The following is a 20056-nucleotide window of genomic DNA, read 5'->3' as shown; positions in this document are numbered from 1 at the left end:
AGGCGCCGTCGGCGTTGTTCAGGGTCTGGACAGTTGAGCCAAGCGGCGGATTCGGCGTACTGGGCGGCAAGGCGAACGACGCCAGGGCGCAGCGCTTAGGGCAACTCACGCAGAAAGCTCTCGATTGCCACCAGTTGCGGGGTGACACCCATCAGCGCGTACTCAGGCCGAACAGCTTGCCGTTCTGGACCAAGAGATGCCATTGCTCGCGCAGCAAGTAGCTCGCCTCGGCCCAACTGCTGGGTAGAGACTCAGCTGTCTCGATGGCGTAATCCCTATCGCTACGCCGAGGACTGTAGAGATCGAGATTGGCATAGGTGGCGGTGCCCAGGACCTGGCGCACTGCTGCTCCCCACGCTTCGCCGGGCCAGCGATGCTCGCCACGCTGCCGGACATGGGTTACAGCAAAGTCGGACCGCAAGTCGGTATTCCCGCGCTATTCACCATGAGTGATCGTGTGAAGCGTACTCGTAGGGCGTCGTGCGGCAGGCGGGCCGCTTGTGCCCCACCTGCAGACGGCAGGTTCTGTCGGCCCTGCGTCACGCGCTACCCGCATCCGGCACCCTGCCAACACCAGACGGCATGAGGAACATGAGATTGGAGCGCCGAGTGATACACGCGACTGACAGGTCGGATTCCCCAGGTCGAGCCGAGGAGATGCGGGATGCCCTCGTTGATCGGCTCGTCGCTGACGGCATGATCACTTCCTCGGTCGTGGAGGCGGCGTTCCGGGCGGTGCCGCGGCATGCGTTCGTGCCTGGTGGCACACCGTTGGCGGTCGTCTACGACGTCGACCAGTCGGTGATCACCAAGACGGATGAGCACGGGGTGCACCTGTCCTCGGTCAGCGCCGCGTACATCCAGGCGCGCATGATCGAACAAGCCGGTGTCGAGCCCGGGATGCGGGTCCTGGAGATCGGCTCTGGTGGCTACAACGCCGCGCTGCTGGCTGAGGTCGTGGGGGTGGACGGGCACGTCGTGAGCGTGGACATCGACGCGGACATCACCGGCCGCGCCGAGGCTCTGCTGCGCGAGACGGGCTACGGGCACCGGGTACGGGTGGTGCAGGCCGACGCGGTGCACGGCGTGCCCGGTGAAGGTGTGTTCGACCGGATCCTGGTCACGGTCGGTGTGTGGGACATTCCTCCGGCCTGGCTGGAGCACCTCGCCCCGGACGGGGTGATCGTGGTGCCGCTGCGGATGAACGGCGTGACCCGGACGATCGCGTTGCGGCGCGACGGCGACCACCTGACCAGTACCTCCAGTGAGGTGGCGGGGTTCGTGCCCCTGCAGGGCGACGGTGCCCGGCCCGAGCGGATCTTCCGGCTACCCGACCGGCATGGCCGGTTCGTCAGCTTGCGCTTCGACGTCGGTGCCCCGGACGACGTTCGTCAGTTGGATGGGGTGCTGGACACCGAACGCAGCGAGGTCTGGTCGGGGGTCACGGTCGGACACAGCGAGTCCTTCGCGGATCTTCACCTGTGGCTGGCCGGATTCCTGCCGGGTTTTTGCCTGCTCGCGGCGGACGAAGGTACTGAGCTGGCTGCGGAGCGTCGCTGGTTTCCGTTCGGTGTCGTGCTCGGCGATTCGTTCGCCTACCTGGCCTGGCGTCCGGCGGAGGGTGACTCGGGTGCCGAGCTCGGGGCCCGCGCCTTCGGACCACACGGTAAGGACGCCGCGGCGGTGATGACGGAACAGATCCAGGCCTGGTACGAGCGGGCCCACCGCAGGTCGGCACCGACGTTCGCCTACTGGCCGTCCGGCACCAACGCCGGCAGTACGCCGGCCAACGTGGCGGTGTTGGCGAAGACGTACGGCCTGCTCCAGATCTCCTGGCCGGCGGCGAGCTAGCCGCCCCCGGCCGGGTATGCCCCATCCCTGTTCGACCTATTCGAGGAGCGTGAGGACAATGGCCCCGCCGCTGCTGGAACTCGATCGCACGGACGACCCTACCGCCGCGACCGACGACGATTTCGTGCTCGACATGCGGGTCGTGGAGTCCACGACCCCGCTGGTGGTCATGATGTGCAGCACGAGCGACGGTTGCGGCAGCAGCTGCAGCACGAGCGCCTGCACGACCAAGTCCTGCGACCCGGTCTGATCCAGGCCGCCTGATCCCGACGATGCCGTCGGCGCCCGCCTAGGCGCCGACGGCGCGGTTTCTTCGTTGAGGGGACGATCTTCGTGCCAGCTCCGCCCATCTTCCGTAGCGCCGGTGTGATCGTGGTGCGCGCCTCCACGGATCCCGGCGATCTTGATGTGCCTTCGCAGCTGGACCTCGCCAGCGACGCCGTAGTGCTGGGCGAGGGCCTGCCGTGGCTGGTGCAGACGTGGGGCCGCGCAGACGTCCGGGATGCCCTCACACTGGCGAGCCCCGCCCTCGCCGAACAGCTTGACCGCATCAGCGCGGGTCCCGGCATGGTGACGGCAAAGGTGGTTCGCCGGGCCGTCATCTCCGTCGCCGGCTACCTGCTGCGCTGGCAGCGGCGGGCGACACCGTTCGGTCTGTTCGCCGGCGTCACGATCGCCGCCACCGGACCGGGCAGCGTGCACGTCGGACGGCGCCACCGTACGGTGGCGCGGGTTGACAGCGAGTGGCTGACGGCCGTGATCGCTCGGCTGGAGCAGCACCCGCAGCTGCGTCGTCGCCTGCGGGTGATCAGCGACAACACCGGTGTTGTTCGTGACGGCCGGTTCATCACCGCCCGCCGGGCCGACCCGGGCGGTGGCAAGGCGGTCCCGCTGCGCGACGCGTCGGTGCGCTACACGGCGCCGGTGGGAGCGGCGCTCGCCAGCGCCGCCGTTGACGTCCGGTACGACGATCTCGCCGCCGGGTTGGCCGAGCGGTTCCCCACGGCCCGGCCCGATCAGATCACCACTGTCCTCAACAACCTGCTGCAGCAGGGCGCCCTTATCAGTGCTCTGCGCCCGCCGATGACGGTCACAGACGGCCTCACACATGTGATCGAAGCAGTGACAGCCGCTGGCGGCGAGCAGTTCGGCGACATCGCCGCCGTGCTGCGCGACCTGGAGATGGTGCGGCACCTGATCGAGGAGCACAACACCCACGACGACCCACGGGAGGCGACTGCGGTCCGGGCCTTGCTCGCGGAGCGGATGCGCGGGATCGTTGCCACCAGCCAGCACACGCTGGCGGTCGACACCCGCCTCGATGCTCAGGTCCGTGTTCCCGAGCAGGTGCTGACGGAAGCTGTCGAGGCGGCGCATGTCCTGCTGCGGGTCAGCACCAAGCCGTTCGGGTCGACCGCCTGGCAGGACTACCGGTCCCGGTTCCGGGCTCGCTACGGCCAGGGAGCGCTGGTGGCGGTGCGAGACCTGCTGGCCGACTCCGGGCTCGGCTACCCGACCGGCTATCTCGGCGCGCCCCGCGCGCACCCGAGCTGGCGCAGCGTCAACGAACGCGACGCGACGTTCCTTGCCCTTGTGCAGCGGGCCGCGCTCGACGGACGCAGCGAGATCATCTTGACCGACGCGGATGTCGAAGCGTTGACCGTGGGCGAGCCGGCAGACGTGATACCGCCGGCACGTATCGAGCTCGGCGTGACGGTTCACGCCGCGTCGATCAACGCCCTCGACCGGGGGGACTTCCGGCTGAGCTTCGCTGCGGCACCGGGCTCGCCGACGAGTATGGTCGGCCGCTTCATCCACCTCTTCGACGACCACCAGCAGACCCAGCTTCGGGCCGCCTGCGCGCCGGATTCGCCGTACGGCGAGGCGGTGGCGGTGCAGCTGTCGTTTCCGCCGCGTCGTCCGCACAACGAGAACGTCACCCGGGTTCCCCGGCTCCTGCCCGACGTCGTCGCGCTCGCCGAGCATCCCACCGGTAATCCGGTCAGTCTCGAGGACTTGGCCGTCACTGCCGACGCCGACCAGATGTACCTGGTGCAGATCTCCACCGGCCGTCGGGTCATCCCACACATCCCCCACGCACTCGACACCGTCGTGCAAACGCCTCCGCTGGCACGCTTCCTCGCCGAGGTCGCCGACGCGCGCACCGCGGTGTTCGGGCCGCTCGACGTCGGTGCCGCCCGCACGCTGCCGTACCTGCCACGCGTCCGTTACCGCCGCACGATTCTCGCCGCCGCACGATGGCTTCTCACCAGCACCCACCTGCCGTCGCGGGACGGCCACGGCTGGGACTCCGCGCTGCAGGCGTGGCGACGGCACTGGCGTGTTCCCGCCCGGGTCGTGCTCTGTCACGGCGAGTTCCGCCAGCCGTTGCACCTCGATGACCGGCTCGACCGTGCGTTGCTGCGCCACCGGCTGGCACAGGCCGAACGGGTGGAGCTGCGGGAGGACGCTCAGCCCGACGACCACGGGTGGATCGGCCGCGCCGCGGAGCTGCTGATCCCGATGCTCGCCGTCACGCCCGCGCGCCGGCCGCTGCCATACCTCGCGTCGCCCGGTCGGGTTCAGGTGCCCGGCGACGCGGGCGTGGTGCAGGCACGGCTGGCCGGCAACCCTGCGCGTTTCGACGACATCATCCGGCACCTCGCATCGTTCACCGCGACGCTGGACGGCGAGATACACCGGTGGTGGATCCGGCGACAGCGCGACCTGGTCCGCATGGACGCCGACCAGCACCTCATCGTCGTGCTCCGGCTGACCGGGCGCGAGCACCACGCGGCGGTCACCGCAGCTCTGGCCGCGTTCGCCGCCGACCTCGCCGCCCGTGGTCTGCCCGGCCAGTTGTCGCTCGTGCCGTACCAGGACCATCCCGGCCGCTACGGCTGCGACGAGGCGCTCGCCGCCGCCGAGGACGTGTTCGGCGCCGACACCACCTCCGTTATCGCCCAGATAGCAGCCGCCGCCGACCTCAACATGCCGGCGCAGGCACTGGCCGCCGCGTCCATGGCCCGGCTCGCCGCCGCGTTCGCCATCGACGAGACATCGGGATATCAGGCCCTGCTCCAATGCCTGCCGCAGCAGACCGGGCCGCTGGACCGCGCACTGTGCGAGCAAACGCTACGGCTGATCGACCTACCCGTTGACGGGCGGCAGCCACAGCCACACCCCGCCGGTAAGGCGGTCTTCGACACGTGGCGGGCCCGCGACACCGCCCTGCGCCGGTACTTCGACGCCCTCGCCGCGCAGCGTGACCCGTCCGGTGTCCTACCGACCCTGCTGCGTGACCACCACATCCGTGCACTCGGCATCGATCCCACCTTCGAGCAGGGCACCAACCGTCTGGCTCGCGCCGCCGCGCTGCGCGCCCTGGCCCGAATCGCCCAGCAATGAACAGACCAGCGACGACCACCAGCGCCGAGGCCGGGACGCCGACGATGGACGGTCCGGACGCCGCCCGCCAGTCGCTGGCCACCGGAACGGCAGGCATCGCTCTGCTGCACCTCGAACGGGCCCTCGCCGGCACCGGATCTTGGGCAGACGCGCATGCGCATATCCGGGCAGCGGCGACCGGGCCACTCGACGGCGGCCAGCACACCGGCTTGTACTACGGCACCCCCGCCATCGCGTTCCTTCTGCACCGCGCCGCTGAGGCCGACGACCGCTACCACACCGCGGCGGCGACCCTCGACGAACACGTGGCACGGCTGGCACGCCGCCGCCTCACCGCCGCCACAGCCCGCCTGCGGCACGGTGGCACCGGCTCACTCGGCGAGTACGACCTCTTCTACGGCCTCACCGGCATCGGCGCACTGCTGATGCAGCGCATGCCCCACAGTGACACCTTCGCCGATGTACTGCGCTACCTGACGGTGCTGGTGCGCACGCGCAAGCAGGACAATCGCCTACTGCCCGGCTGGTGGGTCGCCCACGACCCCGACCCGACCCTGCCGACACCCGGTGGGCACGCCAACCTCGGTGTGGCGCACGGGGCAGCGGGAATCCTCGCCCTGCTGGCCCTGGCGATGCGTCACGGCCACATCGTGGACCACCACACGGAGGCCATCGACCAGCTCACCCGACACTTCGACCGATGGCGTCAACACGACGTCGACGGCGGCAGCTGGTGGCCACAGTGGCTCACCCTCGACGACCTCCGCACCGGTCGCGTCAGCCAGCCCACACCGGGCCGGCCGTCCTGGTGCTACGGCACCCCCGGCATCGCCCGCGCACTGCAACTCGCCGCGATCGCCACGAACGACCCGGCCCGCCGCGCCGACGCCGAACACGCCCTCGCCGCCTGCCTCACCGACCGCCACCGCAGCCGGCTCACCGACCTCGGCCTCTGCCACGGCCTCGCCGGTCTCTACGCCACCGCCCACCACGCCACCGCCGACGCCCTGGACCCCGCCCTCCACCACCAGCTACCCGCCCTGGCCAGCGCCATACAGACAGCCACCCACCACCACGACCAAGACGGCAACGCCGGGCTGCTGACCGGCCACGCCGGCATCCATCTGGCCGCCGAAACCGCACGAAACGGCACTACCCACACCGGATGGGGCACATGCCTGTTGATCACCTGACCACCACCCCGCTGGCCGCCAGCGTGCTCACCGTGCTCGCCGGCACCCCGCTGCAGACAGTCGCGGCGACAGCAGCCATCGATCCCGCCGATCTCGCCGACGCCGTCGACAGCTACCACCGTGCCGGCTGCGCCGCGCTCGCCGAACACGCCGACGGCCACTGGTACCAGGTACGCGTCGAGTTTCCCGACTGGAACACCGCAGAGACGACAGCGGTCATCTCACTCGGCCCCCGCCTCGACGACCTCATGAACGAAGGCGCCTGCGGCGGTTGGTGGTTCCTTCGCAAACATCCCTGCTGGCGCCTGCGCTTCACCCACGCACACGTCGACGCCGTGAACCACGTTTTCGACGACCTCACCACCACCGGCGAACTCACCAGGTGGTGGCCCAGCCGGTACGAACCGGAAACCGCCGCCTTCGGCGGTACCTCCGGCATCCGTATCGTGCACGACCTGTTCTGCGCCGACAGTCACGGGGTCCTCACCTACCTCCGCCAACCACAGCCAGCCCTCGGCCGCCGCGAGCTGTCGCTCCTCCTGCTCGGCGGCCTTCTCCAGGCCGCCGGCCTCGACTGGTTCGAACGCGGCGACGTCTTCGCACGGGTCGCCCAGATGCGCCCGATCGACCACATCACCGACAGCCGCCTCGACGCGCTCACCGCCAACGTACGCGGGCTCCTCACGGTAGCGCCCACCACGGACAACTCCCTGTTCGAAGCCGACGACGCGGTTCCCTTCGCCGCCCCATGGCACCGCGCGTACACAGACGCCGGACGAGCACTCGCCGCCGCCGCGACAGCCGGCACCCTCCACCGCGGCCTACGAGCCGTCACCAGCCACGTCGTGATCTTCCACTGGAACCGACTCGGGCTACCCGCCCACACCCAAGGCGTGCTCGCCCGCGCCGCACTCGAAGCGTTCCTGCCCCGGAGCTGACCATGAACACCGCCCTCGACCCCGCCGCCATCCGCGCCGCTGTCCGCCGTTTCCCCCTGCTCGGCCGACCCCGGCCCGCATGCCCGGCCCTGACCGCCCGCGTCACCGAAGTCGCCGGACTCGCCGCCACAGCCGCCGCGCACGACGACAACGGCATGGCCGAAGCGGCCCACGCCCTGAACAAGGCCGCGCTGATCGCCAGCGACTGCGGCCTGCCGGCCCTCGCCCGCCAATGGTGTTGGGAGCACATCAACATCTACCGGCAACGCGGCACGCTCACCGCCTTGCAAGCCAGCTACCTGCTCGAACCCGTCCTCAACCTCGCCCGCCTACAGATCCGCGCCGACAACGGCCAGCCCGCGCTGCACCTGCTTCAGGCGATGTACCAGGCCGTCACCACAGGTACCAACCTGGTCGTCGACGGCCGGACGCTGCCGCTGAGCAACCTGACCGGCACGGGCGATGAGCTCGGCAAACTCCGCCAGTGGGCGTGGCTGCAACACCTCAGCGAAGGCATCCGCATCCTCGCCCTCGCCGGTCGGTGGGGCCACGCCGTCACCCACGCCAACGCCCTCAACGGCATCGGACGTCACCTCATGGAAGGACGACAAGCCACGATCATCGCCCACCTCCTACGCGACGACACCGACGCCGCCCGCACCACCCTCGACGACAGCACCATCACCCAACCCTGGGAACAACAGGTCAGCACATGCCTCGCCCTGATGTGCGCAGCACCAATGTCGGTCGGCCCGCAGATGACCGCCATGGCCGAGCACTTCCTCGCACACGAACCCGTCGACGGCTACGCCGTCTACCGAGCCCGATGGGGCCTCACAGCCATCACCCTGTCCAGCACGCATTACGAAGCCATAGCCCGACACCTTCTTCACCACCTGGCGACCGAGACGCTCGAAGCACCCGACGGATACGCGGCCCGAGAAATCCTCCGCCACCGCCGAGCCCTGAAACTCAAGCAGCCACATGAGCAAGCCCTCGCCCGTATCGTGTCAGCAGCCGGCCTCGGAGCCGGCGCAATGCCCGAGCCCGCCCGTCGAACACTCGAGGGCGCAGTCAAGACCGCTCACAACGCCCTGACGCGCTCCGTCGCAAACCAATAGGCCAACCCCGCGCAGCAGCGGGGAGTTGTTCCCGCATCGGCTTGCGACTGTTCATCCCGCTGCAGGTGGTGGACATGGCCGAGGCATCCCGGCGGCAGGGGGCGTCGCCAGAGCGGTGGGCGAGCCGGGAAGAACACGACGGCGAGCAGGAGCCCACCTGATTCGAGTGCCTCTGGTTACCGTTACGGGCCGCGCACGCCCTGCAGTCCGGTCAGGATGCCCTCGTGAGCCGGTTGTTCGGCTGACCGGGCATCTCAACAGCGGCAACCAGGGGGAACCGATGCGGGAAGACGAACTGCGGGATCTGGTGCGGCGCAGCCCGTGGCTGGTGCGGGCGCTGGGCGTCGTTCGGGACTCCGGGCTGTCGGACATCTGGATAGGCGCGGGCGCGATCCGCGACCTGGTCTGGGGTGAACGGTACGGCGACGGCTTCGACCCGTCATCGGTACGTGACGTCGACGTCGTCTTCCTCGACCCAGCGGACCTGAGCCGCGACAACGACGCCCGGGCCACCGAGCGGCTGGTGGCGGCTTGGCCGGAGCCGCCGTGGGAGGCGAAGAACCAGGCCGCCGTGCACACCTGGTACCCGGTCAGGTTCGGCGGTGGCCCGGTGGCTCCGCTGCGCACCATCGCCGACGCGGTCGCCACCTGGCCCGAGTACGCCACCGCCGTGGCCGTACGCCTCGACGCGCACGACCAGATCGCGGTGTGCGCGCCGCACGGCCTCGACGACCTGCTCGACGGGGTGTGGCGGCACAACCCGACCAGGGTCAGCCCGGAGGTCTCCCGGCAACGACTCATCCGTCAGCGCCCTGCCGAACGCTGGCCCGGCGTCCGCATCGCGATCTGAGTCAGCGGCTGAAGCCCCTGCATGGGCTCCTGTCGGGATCTGAGGCCCTGGGTCTGGAGTCGTTCGACATCGACTTTTCAACACGGCGACCAGGATCGATGGCCGCTGGTGAACTCCGACGTTCGGACAACAAGATCGGTACTGAGACCGCCTCCCCCTTGTCGAACCCCCCGACTAGATTGCCTTCGATGAAGGCGGAGATGGGAGGCAAGCTGTGGCCTTGGCTGGGGGTCCGCCGAAAGCTTGGCTGATGCTGGCCGTCAGTACGGATCGCCAATACGGCGGCAACGACGGGTACGACGATGATCCCGACGCTCATTACAGCTGGGATCATACAGTCAATAACGCACGCATCGTGGCTGTCGGCGACCGGATTGTGTTGTGGGACAAGGAGGCGGTCATCGGCGCTTCCGTGATCGAGGAGATCGAGACGCGGTGGGCCGAGAAGATTCTCTACCGGTGCCGCTACTGCAATGGGGCGAACATCAAGAGGCGTAAGCGTGAGACGCCTCGGTTCAGGTGTACTCCTTGTGACAGAACCTTCGAGGAGGCCCTGACCCGGGTGGAGCGGGTTGAGACCTTCAGGTCCCGCCATGACGCGAACTGGGTGGATCTTGGGCGCTGTCTGGACGCGAAAACCCTGCGGGCCCTGTGTGTATCTCCGAAGTCTCAGCTCAGCATGAGGCCGTTGCGCTGGGATGCGTTCAGTGAAGCACTGGACCGAGTCGGCAGGACACGAGATGCAGCGAGCCTCAGCGAGGCGACCACGTGGGCCCAGTCCCTCGTGGGGGGTCACCGCCAAGCCAAGGTGCGAGTTCGTGCTGGCCAAGGCGGGTTCAGGAGGCGGCTGCTTGCGGTACATGGCCCAGTCTGCGCCTTCACCGGGCCAAATCCGGCGGCGGTGCTGGAAGCGGCACATCTGTACAGCTACGCCGCGCTCGGGCAGCATCACGAGGATGGTGGGCTGCTGTTGCGGCGGGACCTTCATTGGCTTTTTGACCGAGGTGACATTGCTGTAGACCCTCGAACCCTGACCATTAGTCTTCGCAATGACCTGCTCACGTACCCGAGTTACGCGTCTCTTCAGGGCAAGCCCCTGGCAACGAGACTGGAACACGGCCACCTCTCCTGGATAGAAAAGCACTGGAGGCAGCACCGGATCTGATCTTGGGCCAGATGGCGGGTAGGTGCCATCCGCGATGCGCTGTTGCACCGCGTTGACGATCACCACGTACTTTGGCGGCTGGATCAGTCTGTCGATTGCGCGTTCTCTATGTGGAAGCCGCGACAGCTAACCTGGTGAGCTTGCGTGAGGTGCTCGTCGTGCGCTCTCCAGCGGATGCCAGCCCGGGTGAACAGGTGCCAACGCGGGTCACCGCGGCCGACTCCCGGTCCACCACCAGGACCTTCCCCAGCCGGTACGGTCAGGCCCGCTCGGCGGCCTCGGGGGCGAAGCGCAGTGCCGAGGCCGGCCGGGCCAGCCGGTCATCCACGTGGGGCGAAGAGGGTACGGCCCTACTCTCGCTACGTGATGGAACTACCCCTGGACTCCGCGTTCGCGGTCTTCGACGCCCAGGGCTCGGGGTGCGTCTCGTACGGCGTCGAGGCGGCCGGACGCCGCTGGTTCGTCAAGACAGCCACCACCGAGCGGAGCCGCCACTCCCTGCTGCAGGCCACCCGGTTCCACGCCGCGGTCCGGCACCCGGCGATCGTGCGCCCCGAGCACGTCCTCGACGGGCCGACACTCGTCTACCCGTGGCATGACGGCAGCGTGCTGAACCACGCCACCACCCACGGCTCGGACCGCACCGCCCTGCGCCGGTTCCAGCACCTACCCCGGCGCGACGTCGAAACGGCCATCGACACCATTCTCGACGCGCACCTGGCCGTCACCGCCGCCGGCTACGTCGCGGTCGACCTCTACGACGGCTGCTTCCTCTACGACTTCCACGCCCGTCGACTACGCCTGATCGACCTCGACGAGTACCGTCGCGGACCGTTCACCCTCGACACCGACCGCCTTCCCGGATCCCGCCGCTACATGGCCCCCGAAGAATTCGTCCGCGGCGCCCTCATCGGCCAGCGCACCACCGTCTACACCCTCGGCCGAACCATCCACCACGTCCTTGACTCCCCACGCGGCTGGCGCGGCTCCCAACAGCAACGACAGGTAGCCACACGCGCCACCACCACGACACCCGCCGACCGACACCCCGACGTGGCAGCACTCGTCGCCGCCTGGCGCACCACCCTGCCGAACCCGTAACCCGTGCCGAGGCCTGTGACAGTGGGTGGCGGCTCCTGAGCGGAAGGGTCCGAGTCAGGAGGACTCGCGGGAGCGCAAACTGCGGGAGTGGGTCCAGCACGGCCCGCGACTGCTCCGGGCACTGAGTGTCGTGCGGGCCTCATCCCGAACGCTGCCCCTGCGTCCGCGTCGTGGCCTGAGTCAGCGCCCGAGGCTCGCGGAGGATTGTCGCCGCAGCGCGCCCTGCCGGCCGGCGACTCCTCGGCCGGGGATCAGTGGGCATCATGATCTTCGATGATGTGCGCGGTGTGTGCTCTCCAGCGGATGCCAACCCGGGTGAACCGGTGCCAACGCGGGTCACTGCGGCGACCGCCGGTCGCAACCCGGGGTTCGTGTGCTCGGCGTGTGGTCCTGGGCTGGGCGAACGCCGGTCCGGGGAACGTGGGTGAACGTGGGCGACTCCCTGCCACCCCAGGTGAACGCCCGGGTCGCTAGACTAGGCCCTCGCGCCCTCGTAGCTCAGGGGATAGAGCATCGGTTTCCTAAACCGTGTGTCGCAGGTTCGAATCCTGCCGGGGGCACCTCGAAGATCAGCAAAACACCTCTGAGCAGCGGATACGCCTCCGCGTCGATCGGTCGTCCCGTGCAGCCGGATGCCACCCGAAGCTGCCGTTTGCAGCCGTCCGTGCAAAATACGTGCAATGATCTTGGGCGGTTGAGCGACCCTGTTTCCCCAGCTCAGAGCCGCTACAACGCGGAGGGCCGCAGCGTCGCCACGGCCCCTCGCGTCCCACTAGTGATCATCATCGGCACGCCGCCTCAATCCGCTCGTTCATCCGGCTACGGTCCCCGTCAAGGCGGCCGCAGGCGGGCCGCGCCGGCGCGGCCCCGGCCTGCTGGCGACCTCCGGCCGGCATCGGCCGGGCCGGCCGGCCACGCTGACGGGACACAAGACCCTGAAGACCTCGGGGCTCTGCCCCGATGTCGCCGACACCCGAACCCCGGCCCTCCTCAGAGATGCCGCCACGGATCAATCGCCGGGCACCACAAGGGCTACCAGCCTCCCCGTCCGGGGAGGCTGGACGGTGTACGACTACCCGACGAGGAGATCCGTTAGCTCCGTTTAGATGAGCGCTTTCCGCCATTGCCAAGCCTCGCCAGCAATCCCAGCAGCCCAGCGCCGACGAACAGACCGATGACACCGAAGGCAAGGGTCTGCACCAACCAGTGAGCGCCGTTCAGGAGCGACACGGCCAGCCAAGCGCAGAGAAGCCCGGCCAGCGGTCCCGCCACCAGCGCAACAACAGTCGCCGTGAGTCGCTGACCGTCGCTGGCGTTGGAGTACGTGTTGATCCTGCTGCCCCAAGATGGCTCGTGCTCTGACATGTCGCCCTAAGTACCCAGGCGCCTGAGTGCCAGAAACCGGAACTCGGCCATGACCCGGCATGTCGTACAGCCATCCATACAGCCAAGCCGGTCGACGGGAACAGTTGGCCAGCAGCGCCAACCACGTGTCAGTAATCGGTTCACCGGCCGGTCACCAGGGGGCACGAGCGGTCCCGCACTACTTGCCTTAACCTGGCCCACCAGGTGTCTGCTAGCGGTGATCTTCGTCCTTCCAAACTGCGGGTGACGGATGCTGAGTGGGGCCTACCATCGCGGCGTGTCAGACGACGACATCAGCGGGCACTTATGGCGCGAAGGGGCGGCGAAGCAGCCGCCTCTTGCACAGGACGCCCAGGTGCTGGGCCGGCTGATTGAGGACGACCACGACCCGGCCGAGGTCTCCTACTACGAAGCGTTTGCGGACCCAGACGCGCAGGCGCTCGACGACGCTCAGCGCTCCTATGCCGGGCAGTACCTCCGGAGAGTGCGGCGGCTTCGGGAGCGTGACAGGCAGGCCAAGAGCGACCGAAAGGGCTGATGGCCGCCGTCGGGCATCCGCAGCACCTCGTGCATAGTGCGTGCAATGATCTTGGCTTGCGGTGTCGATGTGGAGCCGGCCCGCGCAGGTCACGGACCCAATGGCAAGACTGCGAGTGTCGCCTTCCTAAATCGTGTGTCGCAGGTTCGAATCCTGCCGGGGGCACCTCGAAGGTCAGCCCGCCCGCCGTGCTCTGCCTGGCGGCCTCCGGCCGGCATCGGCCGGCGCGTCGGGCTGCATCTCCTGGCTGGACTGGCAGGGTGAAACCGGTCACGCTCCGTGGGTGGCGAGGTATCGGGACATGCCGTCCGTAGCATCGACCCGGTGGTTTCCCAGATGGATGCAAACGACGGTGGAACCGGCTCGGCCCTGCCGGTGCCGGCTGCGGGTTCCCGCGATGCGTTTCGCGTGGAGTTCGTTCCGACTAGCCAGGACGGCCGGTTCGGTGAGTTCCAGCTCTACGTGGGTGGCGTCCCGATCGGGGATGGCGGCACAACTGCCTGGTACCCGCACTACATGGATTTCTGCCGCCTGTGCGGCTTGGCGGAGCAGCCTGGCATACGGGAACGGGGGGCCGTTGCACCTTGGCGACACCTTCGACCACCTGAACATGTACGTGGAGATGACCGAGATCGACGTGGTGTTCACCTTCACCACCCGCCCTCGCTTGGAGTGGGGTGAGCCACCGCCATGGGCGCCACCGGTGGGCGTATGGATGCGGCTGAGCGTTGCCCGTTCGGAGTTCATCAGCATCTGGCGTCAGGTCGAGCCGCAGTTCCGCTCTCTCACGGCAGGACGGTAGCCGGGACTTCGTCAGTACGTCGGGCTTCCCTCAGACTTGTTGGGGCGGCGAGGAAAGCGGCCCGGGGAACGGAGTGTTGGTCGACCAGTGGACGCACCGCAGCGACGTCGTGCGTTCTGCGGACGAACTGGTACGTCCTCCGCGCCCCGGGCAATTCGCCGACGACCGGAAGGAGTACGCCTGGCGGTGCCCGACGAACTCCTTCCAGCGATCGGCGAGCGGTGGCTCAGCTGAAGGTGTAGCAGTACAGCTGCACGTTGGCGGTGTAGTAGTAGTCGCTGACCTTCGTGCTGCTGCTGTAGGTCGTGCGGCAGTCGAGGTACGTGTTGAAGCCGCCCATCTGAGCCTTCCACTTGGCGTCGTTCTCCGCCGACCAGATGGCGAGCGAGGCGGAGGATCCCGAGCCGTAACCCGTGTACCAGCCGACTGCGTTGGCTCCAGCGTCGGCGGACGCGGGGGCCGCACCCGCCAGCAGGGACACCGCGGTCGCGCCGGTGACGGCGGTGGCAGCGAGGATCTTTCGAATCGCGCGCATTGACGCTCCGTTCTGTTCGAAGGGATGCCCCGAGCCTGCCACGACAATCAATCACTGTCAATTCATCGTGCCTGGTGTTGACAGTTGTTAAATCGTCGGTAGGGCGCGACGGTTGTTCCGAGGATGCTGTCTGCCGTCTCGGTCCTGGTAGGCGGCTTGAGTCGGCGTTTCATGCCGCGATCCAGGCGGTTAAATCGGCTTTCGGGTCGGCGAGACTGCGGTAGGCCAACCGACGTGGTCTGCGGTAGGTTGGTTCGCGCAACCAGTTCGACCAGGGTCGAGCCACGGACGAGTAGTTCGGGGCGAAGTGCAGGTGAAACTGGTGTGCTCAATGAGCCCCTGCTCAGTGGCGGGCGTCATGTGGGTGGCGTAGCTGCCCAGCATGATATGTAGTTCCAGTTCGGTCGGGGCCTGCTCGGTCGATGGTACGCAGGAGGCGCAGCAACCCCTGGTGGCGGCGTATGCGCTGGGTCTGGCCGATGGGCCACGTCACGCGGCGAAGAGGTTGGTGGTGCCGTGGCGGACGTGTTCGGTGGTCGCTGTCCGTCAAATTGGGTCAACCCCAGAGGGCGTGACCACGGGGCGGCGCTGGCCGGTTCGTGATCGGCCCTTCGACCTGGCGCACCGTGCTGTTGTTGGCCGCGGTCTGCTTCCCCTTGAGGTGCCGATGGCGGTAGGTGCGGAGGCGAGTTGCCGAGTCGCGGTCAAGCCGGCCATCAGCGTGGACCATTTGCGGATTGATTCTGTCCTAATAGACTGAAACATCTTCCGTCGTAGCAGGTGAGCGGCCCGTGCGAGGCGTGGGCGTCGTACTGCATTCCTGACCGGGCCGGTTGTCGCAGGTTCGGATCCTGGCCGGGCGCAGGGAATTGGCCGAGGCGCGACAGTGCCCGCCTCGAAAGGGGGCTTCGTGTGTCTGGTTGCCATGCGCCCCTGCACTCCGTCGTACCCGAATCGCGGCCCGTCCCGGCGCGCGCGCCGGTGGCCGGTCACCGGCGCGAGGCGAGGTGTCCGCTGAACCGGCACTGTGGCCGTTGCCGACCTGGTGCCGAGGAGATCCTGCGGCGCACGAAGAGTGGCTACCCGGTGATGCGCGACCCCTGGTACGACGCCGTGGTGCTCAGCGGGGTCGACAAACTCGTCGTCGACGAGACCTCGCCGTTGCACCGCCTGTTCGATCCCGACCGCGTCCGCGCACTGATCGAGTCGGGGAACCGGACGATGACGCACGTCGACGCGGCCCACCTGGTGCTTCCGCTGAGCCCGTGACGACGTGGCCGGCGGACGCGACCGGGTGGGGCGGGCACCCACCTCCCGCCCCTACGCGGCGGGCGCCGCCGAAGGCGCCGCCGCGATCGACCGGTACGACCCGTGCAGATAGAGCAGGGGTGCCTTCGTCGGATTCAGCGCGCCGTAGGACACCGCCTCCCCGATGACCACCGAGTGGTCGCCCTGGTCGGAGAGGTCACGTACCCGGCAGTCGAAGTAGGCCAGTCCCTCGCTGAACACGAGGCATCCGGTGGCCGGCGCCCGGTGCACCCGGACGCCGGCGAACGCCGCCGCGCCGGAGGGTCGCCGGGCGTCGGCGAACCAACGGGCGACGTCCCGTTGGTCCGCCGCCAGCACGGTGACCGCGAAGATGCCGGAGTCGCGGATCTGGGCGAGCAGTCGACTCCGGTGCTTCAGGCAGGTCAGGACCAGGGTGGGATGCAGCGAGACGGTGGTGAACGAGTTGACCGTCATCGCCAGCGGGATGTCGTCGTACACGCTGCTGACGATGCCGACGCCGGTGGCGAACGCCCCGGCGGTACGGCGGAACTCCACTGCCCGGTCCTGGTTCGTCATGGCGTCAGTCCTGACCCCAGACCAGGCAGAACGGGTGTCCCGCCGGGTCGGCGTAGACCCGGAAGCCGTGGTTGCGGCCCCCGCCGCCGCGCAGCAGGGTGGCGCCCAGCCGGAGCACCGCCTGCTCGGCCTCCCGGATGTCGTCCACCTCCACGTCGAGGTGGGCCTGCTGCGGGAAGGCCGGATCCGGCCACTGCGGCGGCTGGTAGTCGGCGACGCTCTGGAAGCAGAGGCGGGGGTGCCCGTCCGCGCCCTTCAACGTCACCCAGTACCCGTCGCTGTCCGCCCACTCCAGGCCGGTCAGCTCGACGTAGAACTCCGCCAACTTCTCGGCGTCCGGACAGTCCAGCACCACCGAGTGCAGTCGACCGATCATCCGACCTCTCCCGTCATCGTCGTGTGCGCGATGACCGGCGCCCCCGGCCACCGCGTCAGTGAAGGTACTCGCCGAAGGTGGTGAAGTAGTCGATGGCGCGCACGGGTGGCCCGGTCTCGGTGGAGACCTGGAGCAGCACCACCCCGCGGTCGTCGCCGTCGCCCGGCCCGCCGCTGGCGACGACCACGCCGCCGTAGTCGGCCTTGACGATCCGGCCGGGCGTGCCGCCGTGCGCCCGGGTCGGCCGGGTGGCGGCCTTGACCCACAGCCGGAACCCGCGGTGCGTCGTCCACGCGTTCACGAACGGGTCCGACTGCCCGCGCACCAGGTTGCAGATCGTGGTGGCGCTGTCCCGCCAGTCGATGCGGGTGTCCTCGACCCCGATCCGGTGGTAGAACGACGCCCCCTCGGGCGGCTGCGGCTCGCCCCGGTGCCCCTCGGCGACCCGGTCCAGCGCCTCCAGCGTGACCGGCACGTACTCCGCGAGGAGCCGTTCCAGGATCTGCCCGGCGGTGTCGTGCGGGCCGATCTTCACGCGGGCCTGGGTGATGACCGGACCGGTGTCCAGCTCCTCCGCCATGTAGTGCACGGTGAGGCCGGTCTCCTCCTCACCGTTGCGGATCGCCCAGTTGACGGCGCCGAACCCGGCGTACGCGGGCAGCAGCGCGTCGTGCGTGTTGACCGCCCCGCGTTCCGGGATCCGCAGCACCTCCGCCGGCACCCGGGTCCGCCAGTTGGTGGAGACGATGAGCTCCGGTGCGAGCTGACGCAGTTGCTCGTGCAGGTCGGGCTCGCGGGCGGTGGCCGAGTAGCGCACCGGCAGCCCCAGGTCCGCCGCGGCCAGCTCCACGTCCGGCTCGCCGAGCCCGCTGAACTCGGCCCGGTGGGTGAGCACCAGCAGCACCTCGTGGTGCGGCGCGATGCCCCGCAGCACGGTCGCGCCCAGCTCGCCGTACCCGAAGAAGACGATCCTCACCGCTGCGCCGCCCCGCCGGTACGTCCGGCCCGGAAGCGGACGGTGTTGACCCGCAGCCAGCCGGAGGAGTCCCGCTGGTCGAACACGTCGTCGGCCTCGAAGGTGGCGAACGCGGTGTCGTAGCGGCTGTGCGGGGAGCGGCGGCCGATCACCTGGACGGTGCCCCGGTGCACCCGCAGGATCGCGTCGCCGGTGACGTCCTGCTGGCTGAAGTCGATGGCGGTCTGCAACATCAGCCGTTCGGGGGCGAACCACAGGCCCCGGTAGACCAGGGCGGTGTACTTCGGCATCAGCTCCTCCTTGAGCTGTGCCACCTCCGGGTCGAGCACCAGCGACTCCACGGCCCGGTGGGCGTGCCAGAGCAGGCTGCCCGACGGCGCCTCGTAGATGTTGCGGGTCTTCATGCCGAAGATCCGGTTCTCCACGATGTCCAGCCGGCCGATGCCGTGCCGGCGGCCGATCTCGTCGAGCGCTTCCAACACGGCGCTGGCCGACATCGGCGTCCCGTTGACGCCGACCGGGTTGCCGCCCTGGAAGTGGATCTCGACGGTCTCGGGCTCGTCCGGGGTGTCGGCGAGGTCGCGCACCCGGAACAGCAGGCCCTCCGGCGCCGGCTGGGCCGGGTCCTCCAGGGCCTCGCCCTCGTACGAGGTGTGCAGCAGGTTGCTGTCGATGGAGTACGGCCGCTCGCCGCTGCTCAGGTCCAGCTCGATGCCGTGCCTGCCGGCGTAGGCGAGCAGGTCGCTGCGGGAGGCCAGGTCCCACTCCCGCCACGGGCTGATCACCGTGAGGTCGGGACGCAGCGCGGCGAAGGTCATCTCGAAGCGGATCTGGTCGTTGCCCTTGCCGGTGGCCCCGTGCGCCACGGCGTCGGCGCCGACCTCCTCGGCCACCCGCACCTGCGCCGCGGCGATCAGCGGCCGGCCGATGGAGGACCCCATCAGGTATTGCCCCTCGTACAGGGCGTTGGCCCGGTACATGGGGAAGGCGTAGTCGCGGGCGAACTCCTCGCGCAGGTCGACCACCCGCACCTCGTCGGCGCCGAGCTTCTCGGCCTTGCGGGCGGCGGTGTCCAGCTCCTCGCCCTGCCCCAGGTCGGCGATGAACGCGGTCAGCCGGCAGCGGTAGCGCTCCTTGAGCCAGACCAGGGCCACCGACGTGTCGAGTCCGCCGGAGAAGGCGAGCACGATGTGCTGGGGGGCGATGTTGTTCCGAGTCGACATGATGGTCACACCTCTCCGGCGGGCACGGTCGCCCACAGCTGGTCCATGGTTTCGTGGGTGAAGTCGCGGGTCAGGTCGGACGTCGAGGCGTACCCCATGTTGATGATCTTGCGGCGGCCCTGGCGGACCGGGGCGACCCGGTGCAGCGTGGTGTTGGTCCGCATCAGGTACAGGTCGCCGGGGAACAGCTCCATCGAGTAGATCGGGCGGCTGACCAGCGCCCGGTTGATCTCCGGACGCTCCTTGTTCCAGGTGGTGCCGGGCACGCACTGGACGAAACCGCCGTGCTCCACCGGCGGGCACTCGACCACCCAGACCAGCGCGAAGGTGAAGTCGTCCCAGTGCCAGCCGTGGGTGTCGCCGTCCTTCTCCAGGCAGGTGATGACGAACTGCTCCGGCTCGTACGGGCACGGGTGCACCGGCTCGCCGGCCACCTCCGACAACACCCGCAGGATCGGCTCCGCGGTGTAGATCCCGTTGATCACGGTGCCCAGTTCGGCGATCTCCGCCCGGGTCACGTTGCGCATCCGGCGTGGCGTGTAGTCGGTCTCGGCGAACCGCAGGTTTCGGCGCTTGCCGGCCTTGTCGATCAGCTCGTTGACCTCGTCGGCGACGGCCTTCTTGACGCTGTCGGGGGCGACGAAGGACACCTTCGCGTGCCCCAGGTAGGAGAAGTCGCGGCGGGCCGTGGCGATGTCGTCCGGCGCCACGTCGCGCTCCACGTGCTCCCGCAGTTCCTGGTACAAGACTCTCGAGTCGAACACGGATC

General features: G+C 68.9%; 20 protein-coding genes and 1 tRNA gene. 13 read left to right on the top strand and 8 right to left on the bottom strand.

The annotated features are described in order from the left end of the window. Positions 1 to 151: 151 nt before the first annotated feature. Positions 152 to 343, bottom strand: coding sequence for a hypothetical protein (locus tag ACFHW0_RS11115; RefSeq protein ID WP_416607184.1), 192 nt, complete (start codon positions 341 to 343; stop codon positions 152 to 154). A gap of 137 nt (positions 344 to 480) precedes the next feature. Between ACFHW0_RS11115 and fxlM the strand changes: the two genes are divergently transcribed. The 10 genes from fxlM to ACFHW0_RS11065 all read left to right on the top strand — a co-directional run bounded on the left by fxlM (position 481) and on the right by ACFHW0_RS11065 (position 12187). Continuing rightward, a complete protein-coding gene (gene fxlM, locus ACFHW0_RS11110; RefSeq protein WP_416607183.1) occupies positions 481 to 1851 on the top strand; it encodes a methyltransferase, FxLD system in 1371 nt (456 codons plus the stop codon). 58 nt (positions 1852 to 1909) lie between these two features. Then, a complete protein-coding gene (locus ACFHW0_RS11105; RefSeq protein ID WP_416607182.1) occupies positions 1910 to 2101 on the top strand; it encodes an FxLD family lanthipeptide in 192 nt (63 codons plus the stop codon). Positions 2102 to 2217: 116 nt separating this feature from the next. Continuing rightward, on the top strand, positions 2218 to 5259 hold the full coding sequence (locus ACFHW0_RS11100) for a lantibiotic dehydratase (protein ID WP_416607181.1): 3042 nt from the start codon (positions 2218 to 2220) through the stop codon (positions 5257 to 5259). Beyond that, positions 5256 to 6452, top strand: coding sequence for a lanthionine synthetase C family protein (locus ACFHW0_RS11095; RefSeq protein WP_416607180.1), 1197 nt, complete (start codon positions 5256 to 5258; stop codon positions 6450 to 6452). The genes ACFHW0_RS11100 and ACFHW0_RS11095 overlap by 4 nt, the downstream gene beginning before the upstream one ends. A 32-nt stretch (positions 6453 to 6484) precedes the next feature. Beyond that, positions 6485 to 7390, top strand: coding sequence for a thiopeptide-type bacteriocin biosynthesis protein (locus ACFHW0_RS11090; RefSeq protein ID WP_416607179.1), 906 nt, complete (start codon positions 6485 to 6487; stop codon positions 7388 to 7390). Between the two features lie 2 nt (positions 7391 to 7392). Beyond that, positions 7393 to 8511 (top strand): hypothetical protein, encoded by a 1119-nt coding sequence (locus ACFHW0_RS11085; protein ID WP_416607178.1) that lies wholly within the window; start codon positions 7393 to 7395, stop codon positions 8509 to 8511. Between the two features lie 280 nt (positions 8512 to 8791). Continuing rightward, positions 8792 to 9361 carry a nucleotidyltransferase family protein gene (locus ACFHW0_RS11080; RefSeq protein WP_416607177.1) on the top strand — a complete coding sequence of 190 codons (570 nt, stop codon included), beginning with the start codon at positions 8792 to 8794 and terminating at the stop codon, positions 9359 to 9361. 250 nt (positions 9362 to 9611) lie between these two features. Then, on the top strand, positions 9612 to 10526 hold the full coding sequence (locus tag ACFHW0_RS11075; protein ID WP_416607176.1) for an HNH endonuclease: 915 nt from the start codon (positions 9612 to 9614) through the stop codon (positions 10524 to 10526). A gap of 366 nt (positions 10527 to 10892) precedes the next feature. After that, entirely contained in the window at positions 10893 to 11627 is a 735-nt protein-coding gene (locus ACFHW0_RS11070; RefSeq protein WP_416607175.1) for a serine/threonine protein kinase, read from the top strand. 487 nt (positions 11628 to 12114) lie between these two features. Next, positions 12115 to 12187: transfer RNA gene (locus tag ACFHW0_RS11065), tRNA-Arg, on the top strand. Between the two features lie 532 nt (positions 12188 to 12719). Here ACFHW0_RS11065 and ACFHW0_RS11060 read toward each other — a convergent pair. After that, positions 12720 to 12992, bottom strand: coding sequence for a hypothetical protein (locus ACFHW0_RS11060; RefSeq protein ID WP_416607174.1), 273 nt, complete (start codon positions 12990 to 12992; stop codon positions 12720 to 12722). Positions 12993 to 13269: 277 nt separating this feature from the next. On the opposite strand from ACFHW0_RS11060, the gene ACFHW0_RS11055 reads away from it, so the two are divergent. Both ACFHW0_RS11055 and ACFHW0_RS11050 read left to right on the top strand, forming a co-directional pair. Further along, on the top strand, positions 13270 to 13530 hold the full coding sequence (locus ACFHW0_RS11055; RefSeq protein WP_416607173.1) for a hypothetical protein: 261 nt from the start codon (positions 13270 to 13272) through the stop codon (positions 13528 to 13530). Between the two features lie 622 nt (positions 13531 to 14152). Further along, on the top strand, positions 14153 to 14332 hold the full coding sequence (locus tag ACFHW0_RS11050) for a hypothetical protein (protein WP_416607172.1): 180 nt from the start codon (positions 14153 to 14155) through the stop codon (positions 14330 to 14332). A 226-nt stretch (positions 14333 to 14558) separates the two neighbouring features. Here ACFHW0_RS11050 and ACFHW0_RS11045 read toward each other — a convergent pair whose 3' ends face one another. Then, positions 14559 to 14867 carry a hypothetical protein gene (locus ACFHW0_RS11045; protein WP_148709986.1) on the bottom strand — a complete coding sequence of 103 codons (309 nt, stop codon included), beginning with the start codon at positions 14865 to 14867 and terminating at the stop codon, positions 14559 to 14561. Positions 14868 to 15956: 1089 nt separating this feature from the next. Between ACFHW0_RS11045 and ACFHW0_RS11040 the strand changes: the two genes are divergently transcribed. Beyond that, a complete protein-coding gene (locus ACFHW0_RS11040; RefSeq protein ID WP_416607171.1) occupies positions 15957 to 16136 on the top strand; it encodes a hypothetical protein in 180 nt (59 codons plus the stop codon). A gap of 51 nt (positions 16137 to 16187) precedes the next feature. Here ACFHW0_RS11040 and ACFHW0_RS11035 read toward each other — a convergent pair whose 3' ends face one another. The 5 genes from ACFHW0_RS11035 to ACFHW0_RS11015 are packed head-to-tail and all read right to left on the bottom strand — an operon-like array spanning position 16188 to position 20051. Then, positions 16188 to 16712, bottom strand: coding sequence for a flavin reductase family protein (locus tag ACFHW0_RS11035; protein WP_416607170.1), 525 nt, complete (start codon positions 16710 to 16712; stop codon positions 16188 to 16190). 4 nt (positions 16713 to 16716) lie between these two features. Beyond that, positions 16717 to 17088 (bottom strand): VOC family protein, encoded by a 372-nt coding sequence (locus ACFHW0_RS11030; RefSeq protein WP_416607169.1) that lies wholly within the window; start codon positions 17086 to 17088, stop codon positions 16717 to 16719. 55 nt (positions 17089 to 17143) lie between these two features. Continuing rightward, positions 17144 to 18064 (bottom strand): methionyl-tRNA formyltransferase, encoded by a 921-nt coding sequence (locus ACFHW0_RS11025; RefSeq protein WP_416607168.1) that lies wholly within the window; start codon positions 18062 to 18064, stop codon positions 17144 to 17146. Next, the gene (locus tag ACFHW0_RS11020; protein WP_416607167.1) at positions 18061 to 19287 is read right to left on the bottom strand and encodes an argininosuccinate synthase; all 1227 of its coding nucleotides are present in this window, start codon (positions 19285 to 19287) and stop codon (positions 18061 to 18063) included. The genes ACFHW0_RS11025 and ACFHW0_RS11020 overlap by 4 nt, the downstream gene beginning before the upstream one ends. 5 nt (positions 19288 to 19292) lie before the next feature. After that, positions 19293 to 20051: a hypothetical protein gene (locus ACFHW0_RS11015; protein WP_416607166.1), complete on the bottom strand. Its 759-nt coding sequence runs from the start codon at positions 20049 to 20051 to the stop codon at positions 19293 to 19295. Positions 20052 to 20056: the final 5 nt, after the last annotated feature.

Origin of the sequence: Micromonospora sp. LOL_025, assembly GCF_048060285.1 — a bacterium.
GTDB lineage: Bacteria > Actinomycetota > Actinomycetes > Mycobacteriales > Micromonosporaceae > Micromonospora.
The sequence above is the reverse complement of the archived record's forward strand: the minus strand, read 5'-3'. Positions and strand labels throughout refer to the sequence as shown.

What these genes read in the sequence shown, in the direction of transcription:
- ACFHW0_RS11080 (WP_416607177.1), top strand. Translation starts at nt 8,792, where the DNA reads ATGCGGGAAGACGAACTGCGGGATCTGGTGCGGCGCAGCCCGTGGCTG.
- ACFHW0_RS11095 (WP_416607180.1), top strand. Translation starts at nt 5,256, where the DNA reads ATGAACAGACCAGCGACGACCACCAGCGCCGAGGCCGGGACGCCGACG.
- ACFHW0_RS11075 (WP_416607176.1), top strand. Translation starts at nt 9,612, where the DNA reads ATGCTGGCCGTCAGTACGGATCGCCAATACGGCGGCAACGACGGGTAC.
- ACFHW0_RS11020 (WP_416607167.1), bottom strand. Translation starts at nt 19,287, where the DNA reads ATGTCGACTCGGAACAACATCGCCCCCCAGCACATCGTGCTCGCCTTC.
- ACFHW0_RS11030 (WP_416607169.1), bottom strand. Translation starts at nt 17,088, where the DNA reads ATGATCGGTCGACTGCACTCGGTGGTGCTGGACTGTCCGGACGCCGAG.
- ACFHW0_RS11060 (WP_416607174.1), bottom strand. Translation starts at nt 12,992, where the DNA reads ATGTCAGAGCACGAGCCATCTTGGGGCAGCAGGATCAACACGTACTCC.
- ACFHW0_RS11050 (WP_416607172.1), top strand. Translation starts at nt 14,153, where the DNA reads ATGACCGAGATCGACGTGGTGTTCACCTTCACCACCCGCCCTCGCTTG.
- ACFHW0_RS11040 (WP_416607171.1), top strand. Translation starts at nt 15,957, where the DNA reads ATGCGCGACCCCTGGTACGACGCCGTGGTGCTCAGCGGGGTCGACAAA.
- ACFHW0_RS11035 (WP_416607170.1), bottom strand. Translation starts at nt 16,712, where the DNA reads ATGACGAACCAGGACCGGGCAGTGGAGTTCCGCCGTACCGCCGGGGCG.
- ACFHW0_RS11070 (WP_416607175.1), top strand. Translation starts at nt 10,893, where the DNA reads ATGGAACTACCCCTGGACTCCGCGTTCGCGGTCTTCGACGCCCAGGGC.
- ACFHW0_RS11045 (WP_148709986.1), bottom strand. Translation starts at nt 14,867, where the DNA reads ATGCGCGCGATTCGAAAGATCCTCGCTGCCACCGCCGTCACCGGCGCG.
- ACFHW0_RS11085 (WP_416607178.1), top strand. Translation starts at nt 7,393, where the DNA reads ATGAACACCGCCCTCGACCCCGCCGCCATCCGCGCCGCTGTCCGCCGT.
- ACFHW0_RS11105 (WP_416607182.1), top strand. Translation starts at nt 1,910, where the DNA reads ATGGCCCCGCCGCTGCTGGAACTCGATCGCACGGACGACCCTACCGCC.